Raw genomic sequence first — 21,858 nt, 5'->3', positions numbered from 1 at the left:
TGACATATGCCACATGCAACACTGGCCGCGTCGCTAACTGGAAAGATTGTTTTCAATAAGGGTGTTCAGGGGAACATCCTCTACGTGGGTTTGAAGACATTCATCCGATCATTAAGGATCCTTTGATGACGCTTCCGGAGCTGCTGGCGGCACGGGCCGCCGCCGATCCCGACGGCGTCGCCATGATCGTGGACGGCGTCGGAGAGCTGGCGTACCGGGACTGGGACGCGAGGGCGAACGCGGTCGCGAACAAGCTGGTCGGCCAGGGGATCGCGCCCGCCGACCGGATCGGGCTGATATTTCCCGCCTCGGGGTGGATCGACTACGCGGTGGCCTTCATGGGCGTGCTCCGCGCCGGGGCGGTCGCGGTGCCGCTGTCGGACCGCCTCCCGGACGCAGAGGTCGGACAACTGGCCGTGCACTGCTCGATGGCGGCCATCCTGCGCCCCGGCGAAGAATGGGCGTCCGGTACGGACACGACCCCTCCGCCGGTGATCTCTCGGCCTGGCGATCCCGCCCAGATCCTCTACACCTCGGGCACGACCGGCACCGCCAAAGGCGTCACCGCCACCCACGCCAACCTCGCCTACGGAGTACGGCCCGAGCCCCGCCACCAGCCGTTCCGCCACTCCAAACACCTCGTCCACGCCTTCCCGATCGGAACCAACGCGGGCCAGATGATGCTGGTCAACGCCCTGTCGGCCCATCCCGCCGTGGTGACGTCCCCCCGCTTCACGCCCGGACGCTTCGCCGGATTGATCCGGAAATATCGGGCGGGGTCGGTGTTCCTGGTTCCGGCGATGGCGATCGAGCTGATCAATGCCGGGGTCGAGCCGATGGAGAGCGTGCTGCTGCTCGGATCGGCCGCCGCACCACTGCCGTCGGCGGTCGCGTCCGAGCTCACCGGGCTGTTCCCGAAGGCGATGATCACGAACTACTACACCTCCACCGAAGCGGCGCCCGCTCAGACGATCATGCTGTTCGATCCGGAGCGGCCCGGTTCGGTGGGGCGGCCGGCCGCCGGGGGAGGCGTGCGGGTCACCTCGGCGGACGGCGCACCGGTCCCGGCGGGCGAGACCGGCGAGGTGTGGATGCGGTCCCCGGCCGCGCCCCGCGCGTACCTCGGCGACCCCGCGTCCCCGGTGTTCCGGGACGGATGGGTACGCATGGGGGATCTCGGCTACCTCGACGAGGAGGGATACCTCTACCTGGTCGACCGGGAGAGCGACGTGGTCAAGTCGGGGGCGTACAAGATCTCGACTTTGAAGATCGAGGAGGCGCTGCACGCGCATCCGCTGGTGAAGGAGGCCGCCGCTTTCGGGGTGCCGCATGCCGTTCTGGGCACGTCCGTGGTGGCGGCGCTGGTGGTGCGGGACTCGGTCGCGCCGGAGGAGATGCGGGCCTTCCTGGGGGAGCGCCTGGCCGGGCACGAGATTCCCGCGCGGCTGCTGACGGTGGAGGCGCTGCCGCGCAACCGGGGCGGCAAAGTGGACAAACGTGCGCTGCGGGCGCTGGCATGAGTGCGGAGGCGTCATTCGCGCAGGTGGGGATGTGGATCACCGAGCGGATGGGGCGGGCGGGGTCGGCGTATCACATGCCCGTCCTGATCAGGATGGATGGGGCGCTGGACGCGTGTGCGCTCATTCAGGCGTGTCAGGCGGTGATCCGGCGGCATCCGGTGCTGTCCAGCGCGATCGTCGAGGACGACGACGGCCTGCCGGTGGAGGTGTGGGGCACGCATCCGGAGATCCGTGTCACGACATCTGATGATCTGGATGCTCTTGTGCTGGAGGAGACGCTTCGTCCGTTCGATGTGGAGCGAGGGCCGCTGGCGCGCTTCACCCTCGTACGGCTCGCGCCGGAGCGGCACGTCCTGGTCTTCGTGGCCCACCATCTGGTGTTCGACGGAGAGTCGAAGGATGTGTTCGTCCGGGATCTGGCGGCCTTCTATGACGGGCGGACGTTGCCGCGGCTGACGATGCCGTACGCGGGGTTCGCGGCCGATGAGCGGGTTCGGGTGGGTGACGAGCTGGGCGCGGCGCGGGAATTCTGGCGGTCGCGGTGGCGCGAGCCGGGGGACGTGATCGTCCGGGGACTTCCCGAGCAGCGTTCTGGGCTGCCCGAGGTCGGGACGGGCGCGCCGAGGCGTGGAGCGGCCTTCGGCCGGGCGTACACGTTCCGCGCCGAACTACCCGACATTTCGGATATTTCGCGATTCGAGTTGTTTCTGGCTTGTGTGCAGGCGTTGCTGTACTCGTACGGGAACGTGGAGCCGGTGTGCGCGGTGGATGTGTCCACGCGTACTCAAGCGGTACGGGACAACATCGGGTTGTTCGTCAACGAGCTTCCCGTGGCTTCGCGGCCGTCTCCGGACATGTCCGTCGTCGATCTGGCGCGCTGGCTTCGGGGGGAGTTGCGGGAGATCTATCGGTTCCGCGCGGTGCCCGTCGCCCGTGCCGTACGGGGACTTCGGCCGCGAACGGCGCTCGCTCCCGTATCGGTGAGTTACCGGAAACGGCGGGAGGAACCCGGCTTCGCCGGTCTGCGGACCCGCGTGGACTGGGCGGTCTTCAATCACGCAGTCCGCAGCCTGCTGCACTTCCAGGCCGTCGACACCCCGGACGGCCTCTTCGTGACCATGCAATACGGCTCAGATTCCGGCTCGCCCGACGAGATCCCGGAAGTCGCTCGAATAGCGGAGGACCTTCTCACCATCATGAAAAATCCGGATAGCTCTGTGTCTCTTGACCTCCGGAGTGAAAACGACGCCACGCCCGACCTCGCCGACGCCATCCGCGAGATCTGGCAGGAAGTGCTCGGCATCGACGAGATCGGCGACGACGAGGACCTGTTCGACCTGGGCGGGCACTCCCTGACGATCACCCAGATCATCGCCCGCATGCGCAAACGCCTCGGCATCGAGGTGTCCCTCGACGTCTTCTTCGACACCCCGACCATCGCCGGCGTCGTCACCGCCGTCCGCGACTCCGAACCAGCGGTCAGCACGACGTGACCGTGCCTTCCGGCTGGCGACGATCGAGGTCGATCTAGGAATGGAGGCCGGCGGTTCATGACGGCTACCGACCTGTGCACTGATTCGACGCCGAAAGCGGGTATCGCCCGGCATGACCTGGATCTGCTCCTGCTGATCCGGCATTTCGAGCTGGCCCTGCTCGACCTGTTCGCGCGCGGCGAGCTGAACGGGACCACGCACACCTGCCTCGGCCAGGAGTACGTGCCCGTCGCTCTCGCGCCGCTGCTCCAGGCCGACGACTACGTGTTCAGCAACCATCGCGGCCACGGGCACTATCTCGCCCGATATGAGGATCCGGAAGGGCTCCTCGCCGAGATCATGGGCCGGGAGGGCGCCGTCTGCGCGGGTGTCGGGGGCAGCCAGCACATTCTTCGCGATCGGTATCTTTCCACCGGCGTACAGGGAGAGAGCCTTCCCGTCGCGGCGGGCGCGGCCCTGCACTTACGCGGCTCCGGCGCGCTGGCCTGCGTCTACATCGGCGACGGCACGTGGGGCGAAGGTTCGGTCTACGAGGCGCTCAACATGGCCGCGCTGTGGCGGCTTCCCCTCCTGGTGATCGTCGAGAACAACGGGATCGCCCAATCCACCCCGACCACCCGCCAGCTCGCCGGCACGATCCGCGACCGCGCCCACGGCTTCGGCATCCGCCACCACGGCGTCACCTCCCTCGACCTCACCGACATCCGCGCCGACCTCACCCCCCTCCTCCAGTCGGTACGCACCGACTCGCACCCCCTCGTGGTCGAATTCGTCACCCACCGCCTCGGCCCGCACAGCAAGGGCGACGACACCCGCCCGCCCGACCAGGTCCGCGCCCTGCCCGACTGGTACCGCACCGCCGAGCCCGACCCGCTCGTCTTCGCCACCGCCGACGAGGCAGCCCGCGCCCGAGTCGCGGGAATCGTCCGCGATGTCGCCGCCCGTCCGCTCTCCCGGTGGTCCCCGTGCGGGTAGGGGAGAACCTCAACGCCGCCCTGGGCGACCTGCTCGAACGCGACCCGAAGGCGTACGTGATCGGCGAAGACGTCCTCGACCCCTACGGCGGCGCCTTCAAGGTCACCCGCGGCCTGTCCACGAGGTTCCCCGACCGCGTCCTCGGCACCCCCATCAGCGAATCCGGCCTGTCCGGCCTCGCCGCCGGACTCGCCCTCTGCGGCGACACCGCCATCGTCGAGATCATGTTCAGCGATTTCGTCGCCCTCGCCTTCGACCAGATCACCAACTTCGCCGCCAAATCCGTCTCCATGTACGGCTCCCGCGTGCCGATGCGCCTCATCGTCCGCTGTCCCACCGGCGGCGGACGCGGCTACGGCCCCACCCACAGCCAGAGCCTCCAGAAGCACTTCATCGGCGTACCCGGCCTTGCGGTGTACGAGATGTCGGCGCTGCACGACAACCGCACGGTCCTGGCGTCGATGCTCGCCTCCGCGCAGCCGTGCGTCTTCTTCGAGGACAAGGTGCTGTACACGCGCCGCATGCACGACCTCGATCCCCTGTTCAGCCGCGACGCCTTGTCCGGTGGCGACGGCCTGTCGAGCGGTGACGCCATTTCTGGCGATGAAAACGTGGGCGGTGGCGAGTGTGACAAATCTGACGGTTACGGCGTTCGAGGCTTCCGTGACGTTGGGGTCGTTCGTGACGAAGTCGTTCGGGTCTTTATCGACGATCCCGCCGAGTCCGACTGTGTGATCATCGCGCCTGGCGGGGTCGCGGATCGGGCTCTGGCGGCGATGCGGCGCATGTTCGTCGAGCGTGAGGTGACCTGCTGTCTGCTCGTTCCCTCTCGCCTCTACCCGTTCGACGTCGAACCCCTGTTGTCCACGCTCCGGAACGCGAAAGCCATCGTCATCGCCGAGGAGAGCACCGCCGGCGGGACATGGGGAGCCGAGGTAGCGCACCGAATCCACCAGCACATGTGGAAGAACCTTTCCCGCCCGGTCGCCCTGGTGCATTCCGCCGACAGTGTCATCCCCACCGCCGCCCACCTGGAACAACGAGTTCTCCTCCAGGAGTCCACCATCTACGCCGCCATCCTGGAGGCCCTCCATGATTGAACTCAGAGTCCCCAAACTCAACAACAACGACGCGACCTACATCCTGGTCGAGTGGATCGTCGAAAACGGTACCCCCGTGAAGTCCGGCGACCCGATCGCGGTAATCGAAACCTCCAAAGCCGCCGAGGAGATAGCCGCGGAATCCGACGGCTACCTCTGGCAGTCCATCCCCCTCAACGCCGACTGCGCCCCAGGCCAACGACTGGCCCACCTCACCACATCACCCGAACCGCCCGAGCTTTCCATTCCCTTGGACGCCGAGCGGGCTTCGAATGAACCGCTGGCGCATGTTCCGACGTCTTACGAACCGCCCGGGGCGACGAACTCCCTGAGCAAGGCGGACGCCCATGGCCGGCCCCCAGGCACGACTTCTTCCGGAACACCCGCCGCCTTGAACACCACAACTCCTGCTGAGCCTCGGCCGCCTGACTCTGCGCAAACTGCTGCTTCGGGTTCCTCCACTCGTTACGCCGCGACTGGAGATGCTGCGGCCGCTGTGACTGGCCCGAACGCTCGCGGCGGAGTTGCCTCGCCTGTCGCTGCGGGCGGGCGCTCGCCGCTGATCACTGCTCCGGCGCAGGCGCTCCTTGATGAACTGGGGATTCCCGCCGAGCGGGTGAACTCGCTGGGGCTGAGTGTGATCAGACGTGCTGACGTCGAACGTCTGGTGGAGAGAGCGTCCGCAGCCACGTATGAGCTGCCGAGGGTGCAGCGGGCGGTGGCGAGAGCCGTACAGGTGTCGCATGCGACTATTCCGGCGGCGTACACCGTGATGGCGATGGATATGGACGGCACGCTTGAGGTCGCGGCCCGGATGACCCGGGAGGTTCGTCGTCCTGTCGGGTTGGCGGAGCTGTTCGTTCTGGCGGTGGCCCGGCTTCATGACGAGTTTCCGATGTTCTTCGCCACGCTCACGGACGACAGAACAGCGCGACTGGCCAGAAGTCCGAATGTCGGGGTCACGGTCGACACCGGCGAAGGTCTCTACGTGCCGGTGATTCACGATGCGGCGTCTCGTTCGCTCAAGGACGTCGCCACCCGGCTGATGGAATACCGCCTGGCTTCGACGACCGGTGACTTCCGCGAATCCGACCTCGCCGACGCCAACATCGCCGTCACCCTCCACCACGACGCGGACGTCTCCCTGGCGATCCCGTTCATCTTTCCCGGCCACGCCTGCGCCCTCGCCATCACAACTCCTCAGCCCGTCCTCACCCTGAACGACGGAACCCTGACCACCAAGAAGGTCGCCAACATTGGCCTCGCCTACGACCACCGCCTGATCAACGGCCGCGAAGCCGCTCTCTTTCTCCGCGCCCTCAAGAACACCATCGCCGAATTGGAGCGCCTACCAGACTGACCCGAGGCGCCGGCCGGCCGCGTCCCGGCATCACCGTTCAGGACATCGCCGTGTTCGTCCGCATGACCCTGACCACGGGCAGCCCCGAAATCCAGGCGAAGGCGGTCGAGACCCTGCTCGACGGTCTCGTACGGGCCTGATCTACCCCTCGGCTTTCTGCACCGCCAGAGCGGCTCGGATCAGCGGATAGACGCGGCGCATGTGCTCGCTGTCCCCCCGGAAGCGATGCATCGCCTGCAGGCCGACCATCAGGGTCTTGATGTCGGCCGCGTCCACATCCGGGCGTACGGTCCCCGCCTGCTGGGCCTGGGCGAGGATCTCGGCCACGGTGCCCATGAACTCCCGCTCGGCCTCGGGAAGCGCCTCCGTCAGGTCGAACCCGGTCCCGGCGAACGCCTCCGTCAGCCCCAGATCGGTCGCGCCCTGCTCGGCCAGCAGGAACAGGAACGCGTACAGCCCTTCGCCGGGGTCGGCGGCGGCCAGGGCGCGGGCCCGCTCGACGACCTGGTGCAGGCGGTCGGCCACGATCGCCTGGAACAGGGACTCCTTGGTCGGAAAGTGCCGGTACACGGTGCCGGCGCCGACGCCCGCCCGGCGGGCGATCTCGTCGATGGGGACCGCGGCGCCCTCCGCGGCGAAGGTCTCGTAGGCGACCTGCAGGACGCGTGCCCGGTTGCGGGCGGCGTCGGCGCGCAGCGGCCGGGGTCTGTCGGTCAACGGGCCTCCTGGACTAAACGGGGCGAGCGTTCCGTTATGGTACTAACCGGAACGCACGCCCCGATTCTATCTGGAGGAGCCATGACCCGATCACGCTGGAGCGCCGCCGACGTACCCGGCCAGAAGGGCAGAGTCGCCGTGATCACCGGCGCCAACACCGGAGTCGGGTTCGAGACCGCCAAGGTGCTCGCCGCGCGCGGGGCGTCGGTGGTGCTGGCCATACGGGACGCAGACAGAGGCAAACAGGCCGCGGACCGGATCACCGCCGACGTCCCCGGTGCGGACGTCAGGGTGCAACGCCTCGACCTCGCCTCGCTCACCTCGATCCGGGCCGCGGCCGGCGAACTACGCGCCGCCCACAGCCGGATCGATCTACTGATCAACAACGCCGGTGTGATGTACGTCCCGCGCCAGCTCACCGAGGACGGATTCGAGCTGCAGTTCGGCACCAACCACCTGGGACATTTCGCCTTCACCGGGCTGCTGCTCGACCTGATGGCGGACGTTCCCGGCTCCCGCGTGGTCACCGTCAGCAGCGCGGCTCACCGGCAGAGCGGTGACCTCGACTTCCACGACCTCGACTGGTCCCGCGGCGACTACAACCGCACCGCCGCGTACGGACGGTCCAAACTGGCCAACCTGATGTTCACCTACGAACTCCAGCGCAGGCTTTCCGGCAGGAATGGGACCATGGCCGTCGCCGCACATCCCGGAGGGTCCGACACCGGCGGGTCCAGGGCGTCGGTGTCACGCCAGTCCCCGCTCTTCCGGGCGGCGTTCGCCGTGGTCCGGCCGCTGCTGATCCAACCGGCCGAGATGGGGGCGCTGCCCACGCTGCGCGCCGCGACGGATCCCGCCGTCCAGGGCGGCCAGTACTACGGCCCGCACGGGCTCGCCGAGAGCCGGGGTTACCCGAAGGTGGTGAAATCGAGCGCGCGCTCCCACGACCTGGCCGCCCAGCGCCGCCTGTGGTCCGCCTCGGAGGAACTGACCGGCGTCACCTTTCCCGTATGAACCCGCTAGACCGGTGCTCCGGCGCCTCGGGTCATTCTGGTCTAAAGCACCCAACAGAATGATCCAAGACAACCGCCTCTCGCCGTTATCCGACGCCGTTAACGCAGGTGGAGCTGCTCACCGCACCGGCGCGGCGTTCTAAGTGGCGCTCTCGGGCGGAGCATGGGCGTCGACTGCGGTGCGCACAATGGGGCGCGGGCTTGAGTCTCCGGTAAGGGGAGACGCGAAGGTGGGGGCATGGACGGCGACACGCTCTACTCGATCGGTGATCTGGCCCGGCGGACCGGGCTGACGGTCAAGGCCATCCGGTTCTACTCCGACGAGGGCATCGTGCCGCCGACCGACCGCAGTCCCGCCGGCTACCGCCGCTACGACATCGACGCCGTCGCCCGCCTGGATCTCGTACGAACACTGCGCGACCTGGGGCTGGACCTTCCCACGATCCGGAAGGTCGTGAACCGGGAGATCTCGCTTCCCGAGGTCGCCGCGGCGCACGCGGAGGCACTTGAGGCGCAGATCCGGACGCTGCGCTTGCGGCGCGCGGTGCTGACAGCGGTGGCCAAGCGCGGCTCCACCCCCGAGGAGACGGATCTCATGCACAAACTGGCCAAACTCTCCGAGGACGAACGCCGACGCCTGATCGGCGACTTCCTCGACACCGCCTTCGACGGCCTGAACGACGAACTCGCGGGGATCAGGCACTCGCTGACCCCCGAACTCCCCGACAACCCCGAACCCGAGCAGGTCGAGGCATGGCTGGAACTGGCCGAACTGTCCCAGGACGCCGATTTTCGCGCCACCATGCGCCGCCTCGCGGAACACCACACGGCCGAACGCGCCCAGGGCGACAGCACACGCCTCCGCCGCCACGCCGCCGCCATCGTCCGCGACCAGGTCACCCCAGCTTTGACTACCGGCATCGCCCCGACATCACCCGAAGCCGACCCGATCGTCGCCGCAGTGACATCCCAATACGCCCACATCTACAACCAACCCGACGACCAGAACCTCCAACGCCTCCTCCTAACCACCCTGGAAACCGCCAACGACCCCCGCAGAGAGCGCTACCTCCAGCTCCTCGCAGTGATCAACAACTGGCCACCCCCAGAAACCCTGGCACCCTCTCTGACCTGGTTCACCACGGCCCTACGCGCCCGCATACCGGCATAAGAGCACCCGAGGCCGCCGTTTCTCGCCGTGATCTGTGCGAGAGCTTCTGGCGAGAGAGGTCCAGTCGCTTATCCGCGGATGCGCAACCCTCGAGGCGTGGGATGGAACCCTGCCGCTTCCAGGGCGGCGGCCAGCGGCGATGACGTGATGGCCGTGCCGTCCGCGCGTTCCACGGTCAGCTTGCCCAACGCCCCTTCCCGTACGGCGGTTGCCAGCGCGGTCACCGCAGGACGGAGATCCTCCTCGGCCCCGAACGAGAGCAACGTCTTGCCCCCACGCTCCACATAAAGGACAAGCCGCCCATCCACCATGACCACCAGCGCCCCCGCCTTGCGCCCGGGACGATGCGTGACATCCTCCGCCCGATCCGGCCAAGGCAGCGCCGCTCCGTAAGGATTGGCCGGATCAGCGGCAGCCAGCACCACCGTCCGCCGGGGCGCTCGCCCAGAGCCGTGTGCCTGAACGCCGGCCTGCCACAACGCGTCAAGCGGCGACGCCCCACGCGACAGACCCGCACCCGCATTCACGGCCTCGGCTTCGGGCGGACCCGACGGAGCCATGGACCGCATTCGATCGACCGCGCCCGGGCTGGCGAACTGCGCCCCGCCCAGACCTTCGACGAAGTAGCCGCGTCGGCATCGGCCGCTCTCCTCGAACGCCCGGAGCACCTGATACACGGCGGAGAACCCGCCCGGTAGCCGTTCGGAGGTGACCCCGCCCCTGGTCAGCACACCGTGACGTTCCAGCAGCACTTCGGCCTGGGCATGCGCCCGCTGGGTCCCGTCCCGGGCGGGTTCCGGCAACAACCACCACCGCCCGCCGACCGTCGGCGGCCCCGTACGCGTCGGCAGCACCGCCCGCCGTCGCCGCGTGGTCGCCGGCCGATGCGCGGGCCTCCCCGTCCCCAACGTCGCCCGCAGCGGCGCGAGCGTGTCCCCGGTCACCCGTCCCGACCAGACCAGGTCCCACAACGCCGCCGCCAGCGTCTGGTCATCCGGCACCGTTCCCAGGCCAGACGTCACCCGATTGGACAGATCGCGGAAGAACAGCGCCCCACCGCCCCCGAGCACGTCCAGCACGAGGTCATGCAGCGGCGTCATGCTGATCTCCGCAGGCTCCGGCAGCAGCAACGGCGCGGTGTCCGCGAAATACAGCGAGACCCACCCGTCCCCGCCGGGCAACGACCCCTGCCCGGCCCAGATCACCTCACCCGACGCCGTCAGCTCATCCAGCAGCGCAGGCGAATAACCCGGAACCCGCCCCGGCAACACCAGCGTCTCCAGCGCCGAACCCGGAACCGCCGCCCCTTGCAGCCGCTCGATGGCGTGAACCAGGGCGTCCATCGCCTGCATCGACCCCCGGCCCCCCTGGAAGAGCCCCCGCCCCTCCTGCCCGTACGCATCCGCCGGCCCTCGGCCGCCTCGACTCCCCGGCCCATACGTGTCCGTGGGCCCCCGACTGCCTTGACTTCCCGGCCCGTACGCATCCGCCGGACCTCGGCCACCTCGACTGCCCGGCCCGTACGTGTCCGTGGGCCCCCGACTGCCTTGACTTCCCGGCCCGTACGCATCCGCGAGTCCCCGGCCGCTTCGATCTTCTGACCCATAGACATCCGCGGGGCTTCGGCCTGGAAGGGCTCCACGGCCTTCCGGCCCATATGGGGGTGCTGAGCCCCGACCGGCGTCCCGGCCATCCGAGGCGTCGAACAGTTGGGCACTGATCCCATGCCATTGCGGCAGGAACGCCGCCAGGACCTCGGGCGGGACCGGCTCCACCTCCTTGCGGAGGCGGGCCAGCGATCGGCGCCGGAGGAGGCGGAGTACGCCGGAGTCGCACCATTCCTCGCCGCGTCCGCCGGGGCGGAACTCGCCGGTCACCACCCGTCCTGACGCGGCCAGCCGGCGGAGGGCGTCGTTGATCACGGCGATGCCGACGCCGAAGCGGGCGGCGGCCGTACCGGCGTCGAAGGGACCGCGGGTGCAGGCGTGCCGGGCGACGAGATCGCCTATGGGGTCGGGCCCTGACGATCGTTCCCCACGGACGGATGTGTCGGGCGGATCCAGGAACTCCAGTGGCACACCGACAGGAAGCGGCGCGCCCAGGGCGTCCCTGAGTCGCCAGGCGTCCTCGATCGCCGCCCACTGTTCCTGGCCTGCCACCCGGACGCGGATCGCCCGGCGAGTCCGTTCCAGATCGACCAGCCAGGCCGGGTCGCCTTCCCGGATCGACACGTCCTCGGTCAGCAGCGGACCGTGCGAGCGGAGCAGGTCGGCGAGATCCTCCACGTCCCGGAGCGGGCGATCCAGCCGCGCCAGCTCGCGCTCAGCCTCCGCGATCACGTCGGGGTCGAGCAGCTCGCGCAGATCCGCCTGGCCGAGCAGTTCGGCGAGCAACGACGTGTCCAGCGCCAAAGCCTGCGCACGTCGTTCGGCTAGTGGCGCGTCCCCTTCGTACATGAACGCGCCGACGTAGTTGAAGAGCAGCGACGCGGCGAACGGGGATGCCTGGCCGGTCTCGACCTCGACCACTCTGACCCGGCGCGCGGCGATGTCGCGCATCAGTTGAACCAGCCCGGGGACGTCGAACACGTCCTGCAGGCATTCGCGCATGGTCTCCAGTACGACCGGGAAACTCGCATACTTACTGGCCGCGCCGAGCAGTTGCGCCGCCCGCTGCCGCTGCTGCCACAGCGGGCTCCGTTTGCCCGGCATGCGGCGCGGCAGCAGCAGCGCCCGCCCGGCGCACTCCCGGAACCGGGACGCGAACAACGCGGACCCGCCCAGTTCCTCCACCACGATCTGCTCGATCTCGTCCGCGTCGAACGCGGCCAGGTCGGAGGGCGCGTCGTCGAGCGTGTCCGGCACCCGCAGGACGATGCCGTCGTCGGAGTGCACGGCCTGCACGTCCATCCCGTACCGCTCGCGCAGCCGCCGGCCCAAGGCAAGTGCCCATGGCGCGTGCACCCGCGCTCCGTACGGCGAGTGGATCACCACCCGCCAGTCGCCCAGCTCGTCGTGGAACCGTTCGACCAGCAGGGTGCGATCGTCGGGCACGTAGCCGGTGGCGTCCCGCTGCTCCTTCAGATACGCCAGCAGGTTCGCGCTGGCGAACGCGTCCAGCCCGGCAGCCCGTACGCGCTCGTCGGCAGGTGTGCCGCCCGCCGACAGCTCCCGGACGAAGGCGCCGATCGCGCGGCCCAGTTCCGCGGGGCGGCCGAGCGCGTCGCCATGCCAGAACGGCAGCTTCCCCGGCTGCCCGGGGGCGGGCGAGACCAGCACGCGATCGGCCGTGATCTCCTCGATCCGCCAGGAGGTCGCGCCCAGGACGAAGACGTCGCCCGCGCGGGACTCGTACACCATCTCCTCGTCGAGTTCGCCGACCCGGCTGGACTTCTCGCCGACGAGGAACACGCCGAAGAGCCCGCGGTCGGGGATCGTCCCTCCGTTGGTGACCGCCAGGCGCTGCGCTCCCGGACGGGCCTGGAGGGTGCCCGTCACCCGGTCCCACACGAGCCGGGGTCGCAGCTCGGCGAACTCCTCGCTCGGGTAGCGGCCGGCCAGCATGTCCAGCGTCGCCTCCAGCGCCGACCGCGGCAGGGTCGCGTAGGGCGCGGCGCGTTTCACCAGCTCTTCGAGCTCGTCGACGGTCCACTCGTCCACGGCGGTCATCGCCACGATCTGCTGGGCCAGCACGTCGAGTGGATTGCGCGGATACCGCATCTCCTCGATCTGGCCGCTCTTCATACGCTCGGCCACCACCGCCGTCTGCACCAGATCCCCCCGATACTTCGGGAAGATCACCCCGCGCGACACGGCTCCCACCTGGTGACCGGCCCGGCCGATCCGCTGCAGGCCGCTGGCCACACTCGGCGGCGCGGCCACACAGGCCACCAGATCGACGGCCCCCATGTCGATCCCCAGCTCAAGGCTCGACGTCGCCACCACCGCCGGGAGACGCCCGGACTTCAGCGCCTCCTCGATCTGCGACCGCTCCTCCTTGGAGACCGACCCATGGTGCGCCCGCACCACCTCGGGCACGGCCCCCTTGGACGCCCCCGCCATCGCCATCATCTCCGCCGGCGTCCGCGAGGACCCCGCCGGTCTTCCCGAAGAATCCGACAGCATCCCCGAGCCCTCGGACGACTGCGGTTGCGCCCCCGAGCCCTCTGATGACCGCGACTGTGCCGTCGAACCCTCTGGAGGGTTCGACGGCATCTCCGAAGACCCCTCAGGTTCCCCGCTGGCTCCTTTCGGCCGCCCTGCTTCCTCCCGCCCACGTCCCAGCAACTCCGCGAACCCCGTCGACCAATGCACCGGCTCCTGCCCGGCCTCACCGTCTGCCGCGCTCTCGCCACCGAAGCCGCCGGGCACGTCTGGGTCATCAGACGCTTCCAGGCCCTCAGCCGCCCGTCGACCACCGGTCTCGCCTCCTGCCGCCGAACTCCGTGTCGTGTTCGAGCCATCGGCGATGTTCCAAGAGCCCGCCAAGTCTGGATCGTCCGCTTCTGCGGTCAGGGAGGCAGGGGCGGTCCGGCGTTGCCAGGCGAGTTCGTTGAGGCGGGTGCAGAGGCGTTCGGAGAGGCGGCGGGAGTTGGCGAAGATGATCGTGGAGTGGTGGGACTCGATGAGGTCGAGGAGGTGCTCTTCGACGTGGGGCCAGATACTGCGCTGCGGAGGTTCGCCGTGGCCCTCCGGGGGCATGCCGGAGACTTCGGTCATGTCTTCGACGGGGACGATCACATCGATGTCGATGACCTTGTCGGAGGGCGGCTGCACGATCGTGGCGGGACGGGAGCCGCCGAGGAAGGCGGCCACCTCGCTGACCGGGCGGACCGTCGCCGAGAGGCCGATCCGCTGCGCGGGCCGGGGGAGCAGGGCGTCGAGACGCTCCAGGCTGAGCGCCAGGTGGGCGCCCCGCTTGGTCGGCGCCACCGCGTGCACCTCGTCGATGATCACCGTGTCGACGCCTCGCAGGGCTTCCCGGGCCTGCGAGGTCAGGATCAGGAACAGCGACTCCGGAGTGGTGATCAGAATGTCGGCCGGGTTCGCGGCGAAACGACGCCGGTCCTCGGCCGAGGTGTCCCCGGACCGGATCGCGACGGATATATCCGGCACCGGCAGCCCGAGTCGTCGGGCCGTCTGCTTGATACCGGTCAGCGGCGCCCGCAGGTTCCGTTCGACGTCGACCGCCAGCGCTTTCAGCGGCGACACATAGAGAACCCGGCAGAGCCGTTTGGGCTTGCCCCCACGCTTGGACGCGTCCTTCTTGGGGGGCGTGTCCAGAGCCACGGGGGACATCTGTTCGGCGGCGAGCCGATCGAGGGACCAGAGAAAGGCCGCCAGGGTCTTACCGGAGCCGGTGGGAGCCACGACCAGGGTGTTGTCACCACGCGCGATCGAGGTCCAGGCGCCCTCCTGAGCGGCGGTGGGCACAGCGAACGCTCCGGTGAACCATTCCCTGGTCACCGGGTCGAAGCGCGCCAACGCGCCACCGCTCATCGTTCCCCCTAACCCGCCACGATGCCGGTCTCGGTCTGCCACCCATCATGCATCCCCGCACCGACAGAATCCTGCGGCACCGATCCGTGCCCATATATCAACGCATCGCCGATTCACCCTCCTCCCGGCACGGCTTGCGACGTGCGATCACAGGAGCGGGCACAGACTCCGCGTAAGGAGGAGATTGTGGCTGTCGTGACGGATTGATCGCCCCTTTTGGGGGACAATCACCTGAACTATGGACATTGACTACGCGGCCATCGAGTCAACGCGTGAAGAAATCCGCGACCGCTACCTCAAAGAGCGGCGACCGCCGAGCAGCGCCCGGGGCCTCCACCACTTCGCCCTGCTCTCCTCCAACGTCGAACGTACCATCGAATTCTACCAGGGCCTCCTGGAGTTCCCGCTGACCGAGATCTTCGAGAACCGGGACTACAAGGGCTCCAACCACTTCTTCTTCGACATCGGGAACGGCAACCTGCTCGCCTTCTTCGACTTCCCCGGCCTGGACCTCGGGCCGTACCAGGAAGTGCTCGGCGGGCTGCACCACATCGCGATCTCCGTCGATCCCGTCAGCTGGGAACGGCTCCGGGGCAAGCTGGAAGCGGCAGGCGTACCGCATGTGCTGGAAAGCGGTGCTTCGATCTACTTCTGCGATCCCGACGGCGCCCGCCTGGAACTCCTCGCCGACCCGCTCGGCGAAATGTACGGCTCCCGCGTCCTCTGACCGGACGGACCGGGATAAACCTCAGCGACGCGAGGCCCGGCGGGTTCTGGGGACGCCCTCGCGGGGGACCGGAGCGATGGCGGCATGCCGCTCGGCGCGTTCGGCCTTCTGCGCGAGTACGGCCTGGCGAAGCTGGTGACGCAGGAGCTTCTTCCTGGCCTTGCGCGCGTGACGTACCGCAGGGGTGAGCTTGGGCATGGGGGCCTCCCAGTGCTTGCGCTTCGGCGCGTCCCCCGGGTCACGCCCGTTCCGTCGTGGATTCTTCCTATCCCAGTCCCGGCCATACTTGAACCCATGCGCCTCACTGAATTCTGGGATCGGATGAACACCCACTTCGGCGAGGGGTACGCGGAGTCGTGGGCCCGTGACTACGTCATCGCCGACCTGGGCAGCCGTACGGTGGAGCAGGCCCTGGCCGACGGCGTGGGCGCCAAGCAGGTCTGGCGAGCCGTGTGCCAGACCGTCGACGTGGACACGCGCCTGCGCTGAGCCCCGCCCTGGCCCCGCCTGGTTCAGGATTCGGCCAGGAGTTTCTTGACCGAGTCCGCGGTGAGGTCGAGGTCCTCCGCGCTCTCCTGCCCGTCCGGCGACCAGAGGAAGAGCCAGCCGTCCTTCGCGGGCGTGGCGAAGACGATCGTCTGCCTGCCCGTGTGCGGATGCCAGACCCACAGGACGGGATCGTCGCCCCCGAGCATGCGGCTCACGAGCCCGCGCTCCGGTAACTGCTCGGCCAGCGCCTCCAGATGGGTACGGCGTTGCCGGGCGTACGCGCTAGTGCTCGCCACGTCGCCACCTAGGGGTTCGCAGTCCTCGGCCGCGCGAACGGCCCGTTTCTTCAAGGATCGCTGCAGGTCAGTGACGTGGCAACAGCTCGGAGAGAATGCCCGGGAATGTGACTCTGAGGTTGGGGTGGCGAGCGGCGTTCCCGGGTGCGTACGCGGCCCTCGGGGGAAAGTATCCACCGGTTCCGGGTGAGATCGAACAGTCGTTCGGCTATATTTGACCTGCCGCCTTGGTACGTCGCCTCTACTGTGAGGCTCCGGAAAATGTCGGCGGCACCCCGTAGCTTTCCGGTGACCGAGAAAACCACGACCCTCACAGGGGGCACCCCAATGGCAATCAACGACCGCGAGAAGGCCCTTGAGACCGCCCTCGCCCAGATCGAGCGACAGTTCGGCAAGGGTTCCGTCATGCGCCTCGGCGATGATGCCCGTGCCCCCATCGAAGTGATCCCGACCGGAGCGATCGCGCTTGACGTCGCGCTCGGCATCGGCGGCTTCCCCCGCGGCCGGATCGTCGAGGTCTACGGCCCGGAATCCTCCGGTAAGACCACGGTCGCGCTGCACGCGGTGGCCAACGCCCAGCGCCAGGGCGGCATCGCCGCCTTCATCGACGCGGAGCACGCGCTCGACCCCGAATACGCCAAGAAGCTCGGCGTCGACGTGGACGCGCTGCTGGTCTCCCAGCCGGACACCGGCGAGCAGGCGCTGGAGATCGCCGACATGCTGATCCGCTCCGGCGCGGTGGACATCATCGTCATCGACTCGGTGGCCGCCCTGGTCCCCAAGGCCGAAATCGAGGGCGAGATGGGCGACAGCCACGTCGGCCTCCAGGCCCGCCTGATGTCCCAGGCCCTGCGCAAGGTCGCCGGCGCCCTCAACAACACCGGCACCACCGCGATCTTCATCAACCAGCTCCGCGAGAAGATCGGCGTGATGTTCGGCTGCTTCTCGTATGGCACTCGGGTGACGCTTGCCGACGGTACCCAGGAGAAGATCGGCAAGATCGTCAACCAGCGACTGGACGTCGAAGTCCTCTCCTACGATCCGGAGACCGACCGGGTGGTGCCGCGCCGCATCGCGAACTGGTTCGACAACGGCAACGCGGAGCGTTTCCTGCAGTTCACCGTCGCCAAGTCGGGTGGTAATGGCAAGGCGCAGTTCGCGGCCACGGAGAACCACCTGGTCCGCACCCCCGGCGGCTGGGCCGAAGCCGGTGAGCTCATCGCCGGTGACCGTGTCATGATCTCGGAAACCCATCGGCTCAGCGACTCGCAGTGGCAGGTGATCCTCGGTTCGGTCATGGGCGACGGCAATCTTTCGCCCAACCGCCGGGGGCGGTCCGGCGTTCGCTTCCGGATGGGCCATGGGGCCGAGCAGGAGGCGTATCTCGGCTGGAAATGCGCCTTGCTGGGCAACATCGGCCATTCCAGGAGCACTAACGCCAAGGGTGCGGTGTTCGCCGACTTCACACCGCTGCCCGAACTAGACGAGCTTCGCCAGGTGGTCTACTTCGGTGATGGCAAGAAGCACCTGACGTGGGATTTCCTCAAGGCGCTCAGCCCGCTCGCCCTCGCTGTCTGGTACATGGACGATGGCGGGTTCACGGTTCGCTCCAAGGGCCTCCAGACGCGCACTGAAGGCGGTTCCGGGCGGATCGAGATCTGTGTCGAGGCCATGAGCGAGGGATCGCGGGATCGGCTGGTGGACTACCTGCGCGACACTCACGGGCTCGACGTCAAGCTCCGGCACGCGGGCACACGCCAGATCGCGGTACTGCAGTTCAGCACCGAGTCGTCGGCGAAGTTCCAGGAGTTGGTCGCCCCCTACGTACACCCGTCGATGGCTCACAAGCTGCTGCCCCGCTTCCAGGACCGTTTCGCGGCCGAGCCGCAGTTCGCCGAGCCCGAGAACCGGCTGGTTCCGGCCGCGATCCTCGATGTGCACATCAAGCCCAGGACGCGTTCGATGAAGAAGTTCGACCTTGAGGTCGAAGGTACGCACAACTACTTCGTCGACGGAGTCATGGTGCACAACAGCCCCGAGACCACGACGGGCGGTAAGGCGCTGAAGTTCTACGCCTCGGTGCGCCTTGACGTGCGCCGGATCGAGACCCTGAAGGACGGCACCGAGCCGGTCGGCAACCGCACGCGAGTGAAGATCGTCAAGAACAAGATGGCCCCGCCCTTCCGCGTGGCCGACTTCGACATTCTGTACGGCTTCGGCATCTCCCGCGAGGGCGGCCTGATCGACATGGGTGTCGAGCACGGCTTCGTGCGCAAGGCGGGCGCCTGGTACACGTACGAGGGGGACCAGCTGGGTCAGGGCAAGGAGAACGCCCGCAACTTCCTCAAGAACAACCCCGACATCGCCAACGAGATCGAGAAGAAGATCAAGGAGAAGCTCGGGGTCGGACCCCGCATCGACGCGCCCCCGGCCGCCGCTGCCCCCGCTCCTGCTCCCGCGACCGCCGCCACCGGCCGCACCAAGTCGGCCACCCCCAAGCCCGGCGACGTCTAGACCCTCCCTCCCCCTCCGGCTCCGCTGGTCCCCACCGACCTCCTGGGCCGGAGGGGACCCTCCCATCCGGTCCGGCAGGTTCCCACCAACCTTCCGGACCGGATGGAGGGCTCTCCCTTCGGTCCAACTGGTTCCCGCCGACCGTGCGGCGCGGTCCCACTGCCCGTCGTGCCGGGCGACCACCAGCACGTGTGGGTTCGTGCAGGTGCACGCCGAGGCGTCGGGCCTCGTTGTGCGGTCTGTCCAGCTGCGGCCGGATGGACCGGGAGGGGAACTCTCCCTTCGGCTGGTTCCCGCCGACCGCGTGGCGCGGTCCTGCTGCCCACACGTGCTGGGCGACCGCCAGCACGTGTGGTTCGTGCAGGTGCATGCCGAGGTGGGCGGTGGGCGCGCCAGTCGTTGCTTTATCGGCGCTTCGTCGGGTGCCGGGCGGGCGAACGCCGGAGTGGGGTTGAGGGTTTCAAACGCAGTCTCTGTTGGGCCTGCGTTGTGGTTACGGTGTTGCGGATGTCGTCGCTCGGGTGTTGGATTCGGGAATCCTGTGCTTGGGGGCATGCGTTCGGCTTGGGTCGACGGGGGATCTTGCGAGGATGGTGGTCGTTCTGTCGATCCCGTTCGAACGCTGAAATTGATATTGGCTAAAGCTGGTCCGGAGAGTGCTCATGGATACGACCGATCCTCAGAACACGGAGTCGGGTGTGTCCGAGCTGGGCGGACAGGGTGCGGCCCCGGTTGAATTCGGTGGCTGGCCGTCGGGGCCCGGTGGGTCCGCACCTCTGCGGAACGTAGCGTTCGATCTTGATGCGTATGTTCGGCGTGCTCAGCTTGGGACCTGCTTCGTGTGTGCCGTCGTCGATGATCAGCCTGGTTATGACCTTGAGCAGGTCGTGTATGAGGATGCGCGGCATATCGCCTTCTTGGATCGGCATCCGACGATGCCCGGCAAGGTCTTGGTCGCCCCCAAGGCGCATATCGAGCACGTGGTGCGTGATCTGGATGAGGACGCCTATCTCCAGTTGATGTCGGTTGTTCGTCGGGTCGCGCTTGCCGTGGAGCAGGTTGTTTCGTCCGAGCGCACCTACCTGTTATCGCTGGGCAGTCAGCAGGGCAATTCGCATCTTCACTGGCATATCGCGGCCTTGCCGCCGGATATCCCTTATGAGCAGCAGCAGTATCACGCGTTGATGACCGAGAACGGTGTCATCCCGTGGACGATCAACGACGCGACCAACCTGGCCAGACGGCTCCGGACCGCTCTGGCCGAGTGACGGTTCCGCTGGTTGAGGGACGCGCTCCAGGTGCTTTGGTTCGAGGAACGGTAGGTCAGGACTATGGATTCAGATGGGGAGACTCACGCCGGAGGCCACGCCTGGGAAGACGCCGACGGATCCGGCCGACAGGTTCCGCGCGCCAGAGGGCGCTCCGGTCGCCGATCCAGACAGTCCGCAGGAGATGAGGGCGGACAGGGCGCCAAGTCCGAGGACAGCGCGGACGACTGGTTCTCCGAGCTTGCCAAGCCGAACGATCGGTCGTCTCCGAGCGGTTTGTTTTCTGACGCCGACTGGTCTTCCGGTCCTGGCTGGGCCCCGGAACCCGGCGAAGGGGACGGGTCGCGCGAGAGAGGTCAGGCTGAAGGGCGCAGGCGTTCCGGGCGTGCGCGTTTCGGGAGTGGCGAAGAGAGCCGTCAGGAGCGCAGCGGTCGCCGCGCGCGTTCCTCGGGAATGAACAGGCGTGGGGATGGTGGCGCGCGTGCTTCGGGATGGGGTGGGCGCGGGGGCGCTCGCGGCTCGGGATCGGGCGGGGATCGGGAAGGTCTTGGCCTGGGATCTGACGGGCTCGGTGATGACCGTGCGCATGCCTCGGGATGGGATGAGCACGGGGACAGTCATGTGCACGGCTCGGGACGGGATGAGTACGGGGACAGTCATGTGCACGGCTCGGGACGGGATGAGTACGGCGACAGTCATGCGCGGGGCTCGGGACGGGATGGGCACGGCGACAGTCATGCGCAGGGCTCGGGATGGGATGAGGGCAGGGGTGGTCGTGGGCGTGACTCGGGGGCGGGTGGGCGTGAGGGTGGTCGTGGTTCGGGGAGAGATGGGCAGGGGGATGGGCCTGAGGCTAGGGCTCGGGCGGTTTGTTTGCGGCTGTTGACGATGGCGCCTCGGACTCGGGCGCAGTTGGCGGAGGCGTTGCGTAAGCGGGAGATTCCCGATGATGTGGCCGAGGCCGTGCTGGAGAGGTTCTCGGAGGTGGGCCTGATCGATGATGAGGCGTTCGCCGCCGCCTGGGTGAGTTCGCGGCATGCGGGGCGGGGTCTGGCCCGGCGGGCGTTGGCTCAGGAGTTGCGTCATCGTGGGGTGTCTGAGGACACGGTCAAGGACGCCGTGGAGCAACTCGATCCGGACGAGGAGGTTGAGACCGCTCGGCGTTTGGTGGCGCGCAAGCTTCCTGGGACGAGGAACGCGGAGCCTCAGGCGAGGACGCGCAGGTTGGTCGGCATGCTCGCGCGCAAGGGGTACTCGCCGGCTCTGGCCTTCCGCGTCGTCCGAGAAGCCCTCGAACAGGAAAGCCTTGCTTACCCCGACAGTGACGAGGACGACTTCATCCCGCCTCAGACTGACGATCTGATCCCACCCGAGGCTTACGACGATTGATCCACCCGGAACTTTGCGACGACTGATCCCACCCGGGACTTACGACGATTGCCTCGGTCGGCTACGGACGGTCACTGAGTGTCGGCGAGGTGTCCTAATCGGGTGATGGAGGGTGGTGTGGTGTTGATGGGGTGGAGGGTTGGAAGTGGGGTGGTTGGGGGAGGTTTGGGGTGAGGTGTATGTGGTGTTAGGGGTTGGGGTTTTCGGGGGAGGGCTGTGGGTTAGGGGCTGGGGCTCCAGGGGTTGCAGGTTGTGGAGATGATCGAGGAAAAGTCGCTTGACAGAGCGTCTTTGCTTGCTCGTTACCTCTCTGACGCTTAATCTCGAC

16 protein-coding genes are annotated in these 21,858 nt (G+C 68.0%); 12 read left to right on the top strand and 4 right to left on the bottom strand.

The window, feature by feature from the left end:
• Positions 1-125: 125 nt before the first annotated feature.
• The 5 genes from Aph01nite_RS24625 to Aph01nite_RS24605 are packed head-to-tail and all read left to right on the top strand — an operon-like array spanning position 126 to position 6,448.
• On the top strand, positions 126-1,520 hold the full coding sequence (locus Aph01nite_RS24625) for a class I adenylate-forming enzyme family protein (RefSeq protein ID WP_204043337.1): 1,395 nt from the start codon (positions 126-128) through the stop codon (positions 1,518-1,520).
• Positions 1,517-3,013 (top strand): condensation domain-containing protein, encoded by a 1,497-nt coding sequence (locus tag Aph01nite_RS24620; RefSeq protein ID WP_204043336.1) that lies wholly within the window; start codon positions 1,517-1,519, stop codon positions 3,011-3,013. The genes Aph01nite_RS24625 and Aph01nite_RS24620 overlap by 4 nt, the downstream gene beginning before the upstream one ends.
• A 57-nt stretch (positions 3,014-3,070) precedes the next feature.
• Positions 3,071-3,988, top strand: coding sequence for a thiamine pyrophosphate-dependent dehydrogenase E1 component subunit alpha (locus Aph01nite_RS24615; RefSeq protein ID WP_204043335.1), 918 nt, complete (start codon positions 3,071-3,073; stop codon positions 3,986-3,988).
• Positions 3,979-5,088 carry an alpha-ketoacid dehydrogenase subunit beta gene (locus Aph01nite_RS41680; protein ID WP_239161934.1) on the top strand — a complete coding sequence of 370 codons (1,110 nt, stop codon included), beginning with the start codon at positions 3,979-3,981 and terminating at the stop codon, positions 5,086-5,088. Before Aph01nite_RS24615 ends, Aph01nite_RS41680 begins: the two co-directional genes overlap by 10 nt.
• A complete protein-coding gene (locus tag Aph01nite_RS24605; RefSeq protein ID WP_204043334.1) occupies positions 5,081-6,448 on the top strand; it encodes a 2-oxo acid dehydrogenase subunit E2 in 1,368 nt (455 codons plus the stop codon). Before Aph01nite_RS41680 ends, Aph01nite_RS24605 begins: the two co-directional genes overlap by 8 nt.
• Positions 6,449-6,589: 141 nt before the next feature.
• Here Aph01nite_RS24605 and Aph01nite_RS24600 read toward each other — a convergent pair whose 3' ends face one another.
• Entirely contained in the window at positions 6,590-7,165 is a 576-nt protein-coding gene (locus tag Aph01nite_RS24600; RefSeq protein ID WP_239161933.1) for an SbtR family transcriptional regulator, read from the bottom strand.
• 81 nt (positions 7,166-7,246) lie between these two features.
• On the opposite strand from Aph01nite_RS24600, the gene Aph01nite_RS24595 reads away from it, so the two are divergent.
• Together Aph01nite_RS24595 and Aph01nite_RS24590 are read left to right on the top strand one after the other, a co-directional pair.
• Positions 7,247-8,179, top strand: a complete 933-nt coding sequence (locus Aph01nite_RS24595; RefSeq protein WP_204043333.1) for an SDR family NAD(P)-dependent oxidoreductase — start codon at positions 7,247-7,249, stop codon at positions 8,177-8,179.
• Between the two features lie 237 nt (positions 8,180-8,416).
• Positions 8,417-9,349, top strand: coding sequence for a MerR family transcriptional regulator (locus Aph01nite_RS24590; RefSeq protein WP_204043332.1), 933 nt, complete (start codon positions 8,417-8,419; stop codon positions 9,347-9,349).
• A gap of 68 nt (positions 9,350-9,417) precedes the next feature.
• On the opposite strand, the gene Aph01nite_RS41675 is transcribed toward Aph01nite_RS24590, so the two are convergent.
• Positions 9,418-14,847: an Lhr family helicase gene (locus tag Aph01nite_RS41675; protein ID WP_239161932.1), complete on the bottom strand. Its 5,430-nt coding sequence runs from the start codon at positions 14,845-14,847 to the stop codon at positions 9,418-9,420.
• A gap of 238 nt (positions 14,848-15,085) precedes the next feature.
• Between Aph01nite_RS41675 and Aph01nite_RS24570 the strand changes: the two genes are divergently transcribed.
• Positions 15,086-15,574: a VOC family protein gene (locus Aph01nite_RS24570; protein ID WP_204043331.1), complete on the top strand. Its 489-nt coding sequence runs from the start codon at positions 15,086-15,088 to the stop codon at positions 15,572-15,574.
• Between the two features lie 21 nt (positions 15,575-15,595).
• On the opposite strand, the gene Aph01nite_RS24565 is transcribed toward Aph01nite_RS24570, so the two are convergent.
• Positions 15,596-15,772: a hypothetical protein gene (locus Aph01nite_RS24565; RefSeq protein ID WP_204043330.1), complete on the bottom strand. Its 177-nt coding sequence runs from the start codon at positions 15,770-15,772 to the stop codon at positions 15,596-15,598.
• Between the two features lie 96 nt (positions 15,773-15,868).
• On the opposite strand from Aph01nite_RS24565, the gene Aph01nite_RS24560 reads away from it, so the two are divergent.
• Complete coding sequence (locus Aph01nite_RS24560; protein WP_204043329.1) at positions 15,869-16,063, top strand: DUF3046 domain-containing protein; 195 nt, start codon at positions 15,869-15,871, stop codon at positions 16,061-16,063.
• Between the two features lie 23 nt (positions 16,064-16,086).
• On the opposite strand, the gene Aph01nite_RS24555 is transcribed toward Aph01nite_RS24560, so the two are convergent.
• A complete protein-coding gene (locus Aph01nite_RS24555; RefSeq protein WP_155350245.1) occupies positions 16,087-16,359 on the bottom strand; it encodes a hypothetical protein in 273 nt (90 codons plus the stop codon).
• Positions 16,360-16,686: 327 nt separating this feature from the next.
• Between Aph01nite_RS24555 and recA the strand changes: the two genes are divergently transcribed.
• The 3 genes from recA to recX all read left to right on the top strand — a co-directional run bounded on the left by recA (position 16,687) and on the right by recX (position 21,530).
• Positions 16,687-18,873 carry an intein-containing recombinase RecA gene (recA, locus tag Aph01nite_RS42690; RefSeq protein WP_204043328.1) on the top strand — a complete coding sequence of 729 codons (2,187 nt, stop codon included), beginning with the start codon at positions 16,687-16,689 and terminating at the stop codon, positions 18,871-18,873.
• 698 nt (positions 18,874-19,571) lie between these two features.
• Positions 19,572-20,141, top strand: a complete 570-nt coding sequence (locus Aph01nite_RS24545; protein ID WP_239161931.1) for an HIT family protein — start codon at positions 19,572-19,574, stop codon at positions 20,139-20,141.
• 63 nt (positions 20,142-20,204) lie between these two features.
• On the top strand, positions 20,205-21,530 hold the full coding sequence (gene recX / locus Aph01nite_RS24540) for a recombination regulator RecX (RefSeq protein ID WP_307836799.1): 1,326 nt from the start codon (positions 20,205-20,207) through the stop codon (positions 21,528-21,530).
• Positions 21,531-21,858: the final 328 nt, after the last annotated feature.

Source organism: Acrocarpospora phusangensis, from assembly GCF_016862995.1.
Taxonomy (GTDB): Bacteria; Actinomycetota; Actinomycetes; order Streptosporangiales; family Streptosporangiaceae; genus Acrocarpospora; species Acrocarpospora phusangensis.
Note: the sequence above shows the minus strand (reverse complement) of the source record. Positions and strands in the feature narration are given on the sequence as shown.

Coding starts and splice junctions, on each gene's coding strand:
- Aph01nite_RS24625 (WP_204043337.1), top strand. CDS start 126: ATGACGCTTCCGGAGCTGCTGGCGGCACGGGCCGCCGCCGATCCCGAC.
- Aph01nite_RS24620 (WP_204043336.1), top strand. CDS start 1,517: ATGAGTGCGGAGGCGTCATTCGCGCAGGTGGGGATGTGGATCACCGAG.
- Aph01nite_RS24615 (WP_204043335.1), top strand. CDS start 3,071: ATGACGGCTACCGACCTGTGCACTGATTCGACGCCGAAAGCGGGTATC.
- Aph01nite_RS24605 (WP_204043334.1), top strand. CDS start 5,081: ATGATTGAACTCAGAGTCCCCAAACTCAACAACAACGACGCGACCTAC.
- Aph01nite_RS24595 (WP_204043333.1), top strand. CDS start 7,247: ATGACCCGATCACGCTGGAGCGCCGCCGACGTACCCGGCCAGAAGGGC.
- Aph01nite_RS24590 (WP_204043332.1), top strand. CDS start 8,417: ATGGACGGCGACACGCTCTACTCGATCGGTGATCTGGCCCGGCGGACC.
- Aph01nite_RS41675 (WP_239161932.1), bottom strand. CDS start 14,847: ATGAGCGGTGGCGCGTTGGCGCGCTTCGACCCGGTGACCAGGGAATGG.
- Aph01nite_RS24570 (WP_204043331.1), top strand. CDS start 15,086: ATGGACATTGACTACGCGGCCATCGAGTCAACGCGTGAAGAAATCCGC.
- Aph01nite_RS24565 (WP_204043330.1), bottom strand. CDS start 15,772: ATGCCCAAGCTCACCCCTGCGGTACGTCACGCGCGCAAGGCCAGGAAG.
- Aph01nite_RS24560 (WP_204043329.1), top strand. CDS start 15,869: ATGCGCCTCACTGAATTCTGGGATCGGATGAACACCCACTTCGGCGAG.
- recA (WP_204043328.1), top strand. CDS start 16,687: ATGGCAATCAACGACCGCGAGAAGGCCCTTGAGACCGCCCTCGCCCAG.
- recX (WP_307836799.1), top strand. CDS start 20,205: ATGGATTCAGATGGGGAGACTCACGCCGGAGGCCACGCCTGGGAAGAC.